Raw genomic sequence first — 9,532 nt, 5'->3', positions numbered from 1 at the left:
TAACCCTTGCCTGGAATAGCGATTACGCCACTTGAACACCGTGGGGCTACTGACACCGAGCGATTCTGTGACCTCCTTCGGGGACTGCCCAGCGTTCAATGACAACAAAATTCGCGCTCGTTGCACCAGATGCTGGCTCATGGTGCCCATTCGCAACCAGCTCTCCAGTTCCAGTTGATCGTTAACTGTAAGATTAAAAGGTGCAGGTTGCCGCGCCACAATAACATCTCCATAATTCGTGAGTATCGCGAAATTATAGCAGGGTTAGGATAGCTAATTAACCAGTCGAGACACTAGGGGAAGCGCTTAAATACCAGCAGCCCACGCCGTTTCTGGTTAGGTCGACTGAATACTCTAATGATTTCCCAACACCTGTTTTGACAGCTGGCAAGAGCTTTCTATTGGGATACTCTGATGAGGAGTTTGGGATTTACAGAAATGTGCTACCGACCATCATCTTCGATGATTTCACCACGGCTAGCCGCTTCGTGGATTTTCCATTTAAGGTCAAGTCCAGCGCTATCAAAATTCTCACTTCTAACTCGGGATTCTCAACCAGATACCTTTTGGAAGCGATGCAAATAATCCGATTCAAAGTCGGAGGGCATCAACGTCATTGGATTTCAATTTTCGCAAATCTTGTTATTCCTTGCCCTAGCTTTGAAGAGCAGAAAGCTATCTTAAAGGTACTTGCCACTGCTGATCATGAAATTTCAGCACTACAGAATTTCCTTAAGAGTTTAAAAAAGGAAAAGAAAGCCCTGATGCAGCAGTTGTTAACTGGTAAACGGCGAGTACAAGTGGAGGCAGCATGAGCAAGCTAGAAAACAAAATCGAAGCCCGGCACCGGAGTTTGTTCGATGTCCTCAACGAGCAAAAGTACACAGTCGATTACTTTCAGCGTGAATTCAGCTGGGGTGAAAAACACATTGAAGAGCTGGTGACAGACTTGACTTCCGCCTTTCTCAGTGAGTACACCCCGGGTGATAGTCGCGCAAAGGGAGAGCAATATAACAACTACTATCTTGGCCCATTTGTTGTCAGCAGCAAGGATGGCAAACGGAGCATTATCGACGGCCAGCAGCGTTTAACGTCGCTGACACTGTTCCTGATTTATTTGAACAACCTTCAGAAAGGACTCCAGTTTCACGAAAAGATAGAACCAATGATCTTTTCTGAGCTGCGCGGCAGTAAGTCATTCAACATTACAATTGAGGAGCGTATTCCGTGTCTTGAAGGTCTTTTCAATCAAGGGGAGTACGTGCCAGATGATCATGATGATGAATCCACACACAACATGGCAGAGCGGTATCAGGATATTGAAAGAGCTTTTCCAGACGAATTAAAACAGGATGCCTTTCCATTTTTTATTGATTGGTTCAGGTACAACGTGATCATGATGGAGATCATCGCCTACTCTGATGAAAACGCCTACACCATCTTTGAAACAATGAACGATCGTGGTCTGAATCTGACGCCGTCAGAAATGCTGAAGGGTTTTATGCTGTCGCGTTTCGACAACCCAGAGAAGCGTAAAAAAGCCAACGATTTCTGGAAGCAGGCCATGCTAAGCCTGAAAGCCTACGAAAAGGATGAGGATCAACGCTTCTTCCAATCATGGCTGCGGGCTCGCTATGCCGACAGTATTCGCCCTGGCAAGGCGGGCTCTAAAAACGAGGATTTTGAGAAGATCGGTACTCGTTTTCACAGCTGGGTGCGCGATAACCTTTCCAAAGTAGGTCTAGATGCTGATAAAGGCGACTCGTTCGAGCAGTTTGTGCAGCAAGAGTTCCGCTTTTACCTTAGGGCTTATGTTCGCATTCTAGATGCGGAGAAAACCCTGGTACAGGGCTTGGAGCACGTCTATTACATTCACCGCTGGGGGATTGCACCGACGCTCAGCTTGCCACTCATGCTAGCGGCTCTTAACACTCACGACAGCGACGAAATCGTGGCTCAAAAAATCGATACCGTTGCGGCCTATATAGAAACTTTTTCGGTTCGCAGATCGGTGAATTTCCGCAATTTCTCTGCCAGCTCCATCCGCTACACTATGTATAGCTTGGTAAAAGAGATCCGTGGCAATGAATTGCTCGACCTTAAACTGTTGCTTGGGCAAAAATTACAGGATATGAAAGAGTCGTTTGATGGCATGAGCACCTTCCGGATGCACGGCCAGAACAAACGCTTTGTGAAGTTTCTGCTCGCCCGTATGACCGGCTGGTGTGAGCACCAAGCAGGAATGAGCAGCAGTTTCGTGACCTACTATCAGCCGGGCAGCGGCAAACCCTTTGAGGTAGAGCATATATGGGCGGACAAGTTTGCACGTCACAAAGACGAATTTGAGCAGGAGCACGAGTTCCAAAACTACCGCAACCGGCTGGGCGATCTTGTATTGCTGCCTCGGGGTACCAACCAGTCTTATGGTGATCAGCCTTACGAGAAAAAGCAGACGCACTACATCAAAGAAAACCTACTAACAAAATCACTTTGTCCGCTGGCTTACGAAAACAATCCAAATTTCCTCAAGCTTCATTCGACGCTGAATCTCCCGTTCGAGTCACATGAGATCTTTAAAAAGAAGGATATTGAAGCGCGGCAGGAGTTGTACCAGTCGATCTGCGAGCGTATCTGGCCTGAGACCTTAAAAGGTACGGAGGCCTCGTGAACACCACACCTCAAGGGAATGAGCAGCATTCCAGTCACATCCCTGCCATTGCCACGCTGATTAACCTGGGCTGGATTTTTCTGCCTGCTTCAAAGTGTCAGGCACTGCGAGGCAATCAGAGAGACGTGGTGATGAAGCCGATTCTGGAGCAGGTACTACGCCGACGCCGGTTTGAGTTCAAGGGAGAAGAATATCCACTCTCCGATCAGGCCATCGACCAGATTATTCGGGAAATCACCACGCCGTCCATGGCCCAGGGCCTGATGGATGCCAACCAGTCTGTTTACGACATGCTGGCCTTGGGTATAACCGTGACGGAGTTTGTCGGTGGCAAGAAGGCCCAGCCCACGATTCATCTGATTGACTGGGAGAACCTGGATAACAACGAGTTCCATGTCACTGAAGAGATGGACGTGTTGTCTGCCCAGGGGACACATACCCGTCGGCCCGATGTGGTGGCGTTCGTCAATGGAATTCCTTTGGCGGTAATCGAAGCTAAGCGGGCCGCCTCCGGCAACCCCAATAAAAACATGGTGGAGGAAGGCATTAGCCAGAACCTCCGCAACCAGAGAAACGACGAGATTCCCTACCTGTTCGCCTTCGCCCAGCTGCTGTTTTCTATCAGCCGCAACGATTGCCGGTATGGAACCACGCACACGCCGACCAAATTCTGGTCGAAGTGGAAGGACGAGGAGTTCGACGACGCTCATATCCAGGGAATCAAGAATCGCTCTTTGTCGCCGTCCGACAAGGACACCTTGTTCCAGGACAAGCCACCGAAGATCCGCGCTTACTTCGAGGAGCTTTGGTCAAAGACCGTGCAACCTACGGAACAAGACAAGCTACTGGTCGGCCTGCTGAATAAACACCGTTTTTTGGAGTTCCTCCGGTTCTTCATCCTGTTCGATCGCAAGATAGGTAAATCGCGGCCCGTTACCCGCAGGTCTTCGGCATCAAAGCCTTACTGGATCGCATCTCCGGATTCAAGCCCACCGGTGAGCGCCGGGGCGGCGTCCTCTGGCACACCACCGGCTCTGGAAAGTCCTTCACCATGGTCTATCTGTGCCGGGCTTTGCTAATGAATGATGATCTGAAGAACTGCCGGGTCATCGTGGTCACTGATCGGGTGGATCTTGAGAAACAGCTTTCCAAAACCTTCCTGACCGGCGGCGCCTTTGGCAGCGACATCGCCGGCAAGAAAAGCGGCGACTCCCTGGCGAAAACTCGCTCCGGAAAACAGTTGGCCGAGCGTATTGGTCACGGCAACGAACGGATCATATTCACCATCATCAATAAGTTCGCGTCAACCGCTAAACAGCCAGAATGTTACAACCCATCCGAGAATATTATCGTCATTGTCGATGAAGGACACCGGAGCCAGGGTGGTGAAAATCATCAAAGAATGCGCCAAGCTCTGCCCAATGCGTCGTTTAATGCCTTCACCGGCACCCCGCTGCTGAAGAACGAGAAAAGCGAAACCGCCGAGAAGTTTGGCTCCATTATCCACGCCTACACCATGAAGCGGGCGGTGGAAGACGGCACGATCACACCGTTGCTCTACGAAGAACGGAAACCCTTACTGGAGGTGAACCAGAAGGCCGTCGACACTTGGTTCGATAAGGTAACTGCGGCTCTTTCAGATCAGCAGAAAGACGACCTCAAACGTAAGTACGCCAAACAGGGCCAGATCTACACGGCGAACGACCGTATTAGAGTCAACGCTTTCGATATCAGCGTGCATTTCAGCGAGAATTATAAGAAGGCGGGTCTGGAGCTCAAGGGGCAACTGGCTACTGACAGCAAGCTCAGCGCGATCCGATACAAACAGGTCTTGGACTCGCTTGGTCTGGTCACCAGTGCCGTTGTAATTTCCCCTCCGGACACCCGTGAAGGAAATACCGATGTCGATGAAACCAACCTGCCCTTGGTGCAGGACTGGTGGAAGAAAAACGTCACCGGAGATCCTCAGGACTATGAGAAGGACATCATTGAGGACTTTGGCACCGACGGACCGCCGGATATCCTCATCGTTGTCGACAAACTCCTAACGGGCTTCGACGAACCCCGCAACGCGGTGCTCTACATCGATAAACAGCTGAAGGGACATAACCTGATCCAGGCCATTGCCCGGGTGAATCGATTGCATCCACAGAAGCCTTTTGGCTATCTGATCGACTATCGGGGCATTCTCAAAGAGCTCGATACCGCCATCCGGGACTACCAGAACTTTGAAGACCAAACCCAGGGCGGTTTTGCTATTGAGGACATCGAAGGCCTGTATTCCAACGTAGACACCGAATATAAGAAGCTGCCTTCTCTACATGACAAACTCTGGGGCTTCTTCGGGCACATCGATAACAAGCTGGACCCGGAACCCTACCGTCAGGTTTTAATGCCCAAATACGAGTCGGACCCGGACGGTTTGGAAGTGGATACCCGTCAGGCGCTGCGCGAAGACTTCTATGAAGCTGTCACCGAGTTCGGTATGTGCCTAAAAACGGCGCTTTCTACTCAAAGCTTTTTCGAGGACAAAGCCTTCACCGAGGCCAACATTCGACGGTACAAAGCGGACCTGAAGTGGTTCTCCGACCTGCGCAAGACGGTTCGAATGGATGCCCAGGAAACCGTGGATTATTCCCAGTACGAGGGCCAAATCCGGGATCTGATCGACCGGTACGTGACCGGTGTGGATGTTGCCCCCGGGGATGAGCCGATACTCATCGATTCAGTAGACAACAATCCAGATAACTGGAGCGATGAGAAGACAAAAAACGAAACCGACAAAATTAAGACCCGAACGAAGAAGACCATCGAAGAGAAGCTTGGCGACGACCCATACGCCAAGCAGGTGTTCTCGGCACTGCTGAAAGAAGCTATCGAGAAAGCTGAGTCCATGTTCGACTTCAAGGCTCAGTTCAAGCTGTTCAGCGACCTAGAAGCTATGGTCGAAGAGCGAGATGTGCCCGATCTTCCCACCGATGCGTTTAAGGGCAACAGACATGCCCAGGCGTACTACGGTGCCTTCAAACTAATGCTAGGAGATGATTTCGCAGTATTGGAGGCGGATAAGGGTGAGCAGTTGATTGAGGAGGCTTTCGAGATCGACAAAGTGGTGAACCGGGCGGTGGCCGAAAACTCCCTGAACCCGGCTGGTATCGAACAGGATGTTCGCAAGTCGTTATTACCCCGTTTGTTCTCTCTGGTTGGGTTGGATAAAGCCAAAAAAATGCTGGACGAAGTTGTGCAGATTCTCCGTAACGGGGGAGCGAAGTGATGACCTCCGCGGCGCCCATGCCCGAAGACTCGCCGCGTGGATACGTGGCCCGGTACGGTGGCAGGGAGTTTCGATATCAACTGTGCTATCTACCAGGCCACACCAAGGCAACCATCAAGGTTCATGTGCATCCCAACGGGAAGGTTCAGGTTGATGCGCCGGAGACAGCCCCGCTTTCCGAGGTTAAATCTGCGGTGCAGCGCCGAGCCCGCTGGGTACTAAAGCACTTGGATGGTATCGAAGAGCGCAATCGCTATGTTCTACCACGACAATGGGTAAGCGGTGAAAGCATGCTGTACCTGGGCCGGAGGTATGTGCTGAAAGTCATCCCCGACTCGGAAAGGTCAAGAATGAGCTGTAAGCTCATTGGTGGCCAACTGCGGGTGCAAGGAAAAAAAGTAACGCCAGCACGAATACAGAAAGCGGTTCGTCAGTGGTACCGGAACCGAGCCGAGGATGTGTTCCAGCGTCGATTGGATCTAATGATCGACACTCTGCCGTGGACAACGAAGGCACCAGCCTGGCGCATGATCGAAATGCAAACACAGTGGGGCAGTTGCTCACCGGAAGGTACGGTGCTTCTGAATCCGAATTTGATCAAAGCAACGACTCGCGCCATCGACTACGTGCTGCTCCATGAGCTTTGCCACCTGGTGGAGCATAACCACAGCCCCCGGTTTTATGGACTCCTGGATCGGTTTATGCCGGAGTGGCGGTCGGTGAAGGAGCAGCTTGATGGGAGGGCGGAGTTGTTTTTGTCTTTTACCAAGGCCGGAGATGATAGCGAGCTTACCGTCTGATCTTTTTCTTTCAACGCGAATCAGTCTGCTTAACTTTTTTTTCTGCTTCATCAGCGGTCAACCACTGAATGGAGGGCGATGACTTCTCAAGGTGAATCACTCCATTGAGCGTATCTGTGCTTTTCTCGCTGGCCCGGTAGTGAATCAATGAATCTAATAGCTCCATGAGCATGCATTTGAAACCACTGTCTTTCAGCAGGGTATGGTCTCCGTCCTCAAATCGCCAAGTCGCACCGCTTATTCCTCCTTCATCCTCGTCAGCAAAGAACACTAAGTCCCCGGTGATAGCTGTCTCTTTCAGCAACTGCTCTGCTAGCTGGAGCAGGCGGTTCTGGGCGAAAGATTGTTCAGGGTTCATAGAATATGACTCTCATGGTTTTGGTCGGTGTAAGCTAAGCCAGATACGAACGAGCCGTGGCAGGCCTCGTAATACGTTTCCATATCAGACGCCAGCACAGCGACATACAACGTCGTTTAAGCGTTGCTGGTTTCGATAAGCAGTTTGGCTGCTTGAATCAGATGCGCCTGATGATCAACCATGTTTTTGATAATCGTCTGCCGGATTTTGTCATCCAGGAGATCAAGTACCGGCCCGTCAAAGGAATTAAAGTTGAGGACGGTAGGTTCCTGGTTCGCTGCTGGGCTGTGGTAGTAACAAATCAGCCAGTCCGCCTCTTTATTTGCCACCGCGTTGCCATCGTTTAGCATTTCCTGCAATTCCAACTTTGTTTCTGATCTGGAAACCGGCAAGTCTGAATCACCCTCAATGCGTAAGCCGTAGTGGATAGCGTGATAGAGGTTCACGTATAAGCAGAGTTTTTCACCGCCAATCTCCCCAATCGCAAGCTTGATACCCACATGCTTGCCACCGCGGCTGCTGACGAAATAGTTCTCAGAAATTGCTCTAAGATTTTTACCGCCGTACACCGTAGGTTCCTCGCCAAAAGCGCTGGCCAGAGCGGCAGATAACTCCTCCCAGAATCGGAGCATAACTTTCGCCTTTGCTTTAGGCAGCGCTTTTTCGACATTCAACGCGGTTTCCAAGTCTTCGCGATTATTGGACAGGTTGTCGGCGATTAGGGTGGTCATAGAGGTTCCGGCTCCGGTGAGGTTTTCGAGTAGGCGCTTGTATTGAATCAGGGCGTAGGACAATTCCGGTTTGTGCGCACTGGCATCTGCGCAATCGCAGATCCACTGGCGGATGTCCTGTGAGAAGGACAGGCAATGAACATTCTCCTGTTCAAGGTTTCTGAGGCTATAGGTTGATGGGGCTTTGCCATCCAGTGTGAGGTAGACCAGTACCGCCGTTTTCCGATTTCCAGCCCGGCTGGCTAGCTCAGTATAATAGTCATGGAGCTGAGCCTTTTGATCTCCGGCGTCAATTTTCACCTCGATGCCAATAATCAGATTCTGCGACTCAACAACGATATCAACCCGTCGCTGATCCTCGGTGGCCAGCTCTCTCGTGACTTTGACCTGGCCACTGATCGGCATGGAGAGTTTCAGAACATCTTTAACAAAGGCACCAAGAAATTTTGCGCCTTCGCCGTGCCTTCCGCTCGGGTCCAGTAACTCCGTAAGGTATCGGGAGTGGGTGCGTGTTTCATCCCGTTGGAGACCAAGAATCGAGAAAATGTTGAACCGCTCGCCGTGACGGTTCGCATTCACCATGCATGTATCGACCAATTTTTCCAGACGATGAAACCTGTGAGTGAATTCTACGTTTTCTGAAGCATTATTGAGATTGCTCATACTGCTGCTTCCTTTCGGTGACTGCGTGTAAGGGAACGTACCGAGGGTACAGCAGCTTTATGCTGAGGTCGTCCTCGTGCGGGTCGTGTCCGTCTGTCTCATAGATGCCTACTCAGAGCTAATTCTTTTCAACAACGCATGCCCTGTCAGTAACTTGAAGCCGATTTCTCGATGATAAAGATTTTGGACAATCTCAACCAGGTCTTGTCATTTTCAGACGGTGATGGCGCAAAATATCAGTAGTCAGCAGCACTGCGTGCTCAAGTGCTCAAGTGCTCAAGTGCTCAAGTGCTCAAGTGCTCATTTAACGGTGACGATCTAGCATATTCACTTCTACTATTAATGCCCGTTCAACTTTGGCTGCATCGAGCGTCACAATAGAGTACACCCATAGGGGATGGTGCAGTGTGACACCTAAAGGCGTCACTATAGGGTGTAAAATGTATTTTGTTACAGTATCATTATCGAAACCACCCTAATGTGACATAAACACTATGCCCCGTATCGGATACCTCAAACGGCCACAAGTTCAGCAACGCGCTCCGGACACAGCGAAATAGCGACCGTTCCTGATATTCGATTTAGTAGACACTGGGACCAACCATAAACCTTTCCTCCGACAAACTTATGAGTTTGAGTATACGGACAGAATGAACTGAACGCCAAACGTCGCCTAAACGCCGGGATTCCGCCCCTATGACTGAAAACCTCCTTGCGCAGTAGCCTCCTGTGACTTGGATGGCGGCGCTACACGATTCATTGTATTAGAGCAGCCCTGCCCAGTGTTTCGATAGTTACTACAGCCCCAGAATTCCCCGTATTGTCCGTGCCGTCTTTTCATTGAACCACTACAGAAGCTTATTGAGTTGTTCTTTTTGGCAGTTGTATACATCTGCCGGGGAACCCTTGTATTTACAGGCACCTATGATTCCAGCTCGGTCGGAAGACCTTAGTCCAGACAGATTGGGAGCTGGCCCTGTTTGCTTTAACTTGTTCAGCTCCTTTTCCTGGCAACTGTAAACATCGGCTGGTCCACCT

Annotated in this window: 9 protein-coding genes; 5 read left to right on the top strand and 4 right to left on the bottom strand. The window is 50.5% G+C overall.

The window, feature by feature from the left end; genetic code table 11:
* Nucleotides 1-219, bottom strand: a 219-nt coding sequence (locus A3OI_RS22330) for a helix-turn-helix domain-containing protein (RefSeq protein ID WP_155903207.1), incomplete at its 3' end; no start/stop codon positions are given.
* 182 nt (nt 220-401) lie between these two features.
* Here A3OI_RS22330 and A3OI_RS20700 point away from each other — a divergent pair.
* From A3OI_RS20700 to A3OI_RS0117070, 5 genes are read left to right on the top strand one after another with little or no spacing between them, the layout of a single operon-like run.
* Nucleotides 402-815, top strand: coding sequence for a restriction endonuclease subunit S (locus tag A3OI_RS20700; protein WP_018405451.1), 414 nt, complete (start codon nt 402-404; stop codon nt 813-815).
* A complete protein-coding gene (locus tag A3OI_RS0117080; RefSeq protein WP_018405450.1) occupies nt 812-2,668 on the top strand; it encodes a GmrSD restriction endonuclease domain-containing protein in 1,857 nt (618 codons plus the stop codon). Before A3OI_RS20700 ends, A3OI_RS0117080 begins: the two co-directional genes overlap by 4 nt.
* Nucleotides 2,665-3,747 carry a type I restriction endonuclease gene (locus A3OI_RS24110; protein ID WP_228703024.1) on the top strand — a complete coding sequence of 361 codons (1,083 nt, stop codon included), beginning with the start codon at nt 2,665-2,667 and terminating at the stop codon, nt 3,745-3,747. The genes A3OI_RS0117080 and A3OI_RS24110 overlap by 4 nt, the downstream gene beginning before the upstream one ends.
* Nucleotides 3,633-5,942 carry a type I restriction endonuclease subunit R gene (locus tag A3OI_RS20695; RefSeq protein WP_228703025.1) on the top strand — a complete coding sequence of 770 codons (2,310 nt, stop codon included), beginning with the start codon at nt 3,633-3,635 and terminating at the stop codon, nt 5,940-5,942. Before A3OI_RS24110 ends, A3OI_RS20695 begins: the two co-directional genes overlap by 115 nt.
* Nucleotides 5,943-5,959: 17 nt before the next feature.
* Entirely contained in the window at nt 5,960-6,742 is a 783-nt protein-coding gene (locus A3OI_RS0117070; protein ID WP_051078106.1) for a M48 family metallopeptidase, read from the top strand.
* A gap of 10 nt (nt 6,743-6,752) precedes the next feature.
* Here the strand turns inward: A3OI_RS0117070 and A3OI_RS0117065 are convergent, their stop codons facing one another.
* The 3 genes from A3OI_RS0117065 to A3OI_RS23480 form a co-directional block, all read right to left on the bottom strand.
* A complete protein-coding gene (locus tag A3OI_RS0117065) occupies nt 6,753-7,100 on the bottom strand; it encodes a hypothetical protein (RefSeq protein ID WP_018405448.1) in 348 nt (115 codons plus the stop codon).
* Between the two features lie 116 nt (nt 7,101-7,216).
* Nucleotides 7,217-8,494 (bottom strand): PDDEXK-like family protein, encoded by a 1,278-nt coding sequence (locus A3OI_RS0117060; protein WP_018405447.1) that lies wholly within the window; start codon nt 8,492-8,494, stop codon nt 7,217-7,219.
* Nucleotides 8,495-9,342: 848 nt separating this feature from the next.
* Nucleotides 9,343-9,532 (bottom strand): hypothetical protein (locus tag A3OI_RS23480; RefSeq protein WP_040475161.1); only part of this gene is annotated, 190 nt, incomplete at its 5' end.

The sequence above is a fragment of the Marinobacter gelidimuriae genome (assembly GCF_000372805.1).
GTDB lineage: Bacteria > Pseudomonadota > Gammaproteobacteria > Pseudomonadales > Oleiphilaceae > Marinobacter > Marinobacter gelidimuriae.
The sequence above is the reverse complement of the archived record's forward strand: the minus strand, read 5'-3'. Positions and strand labels throughout refer to the sequence as shown.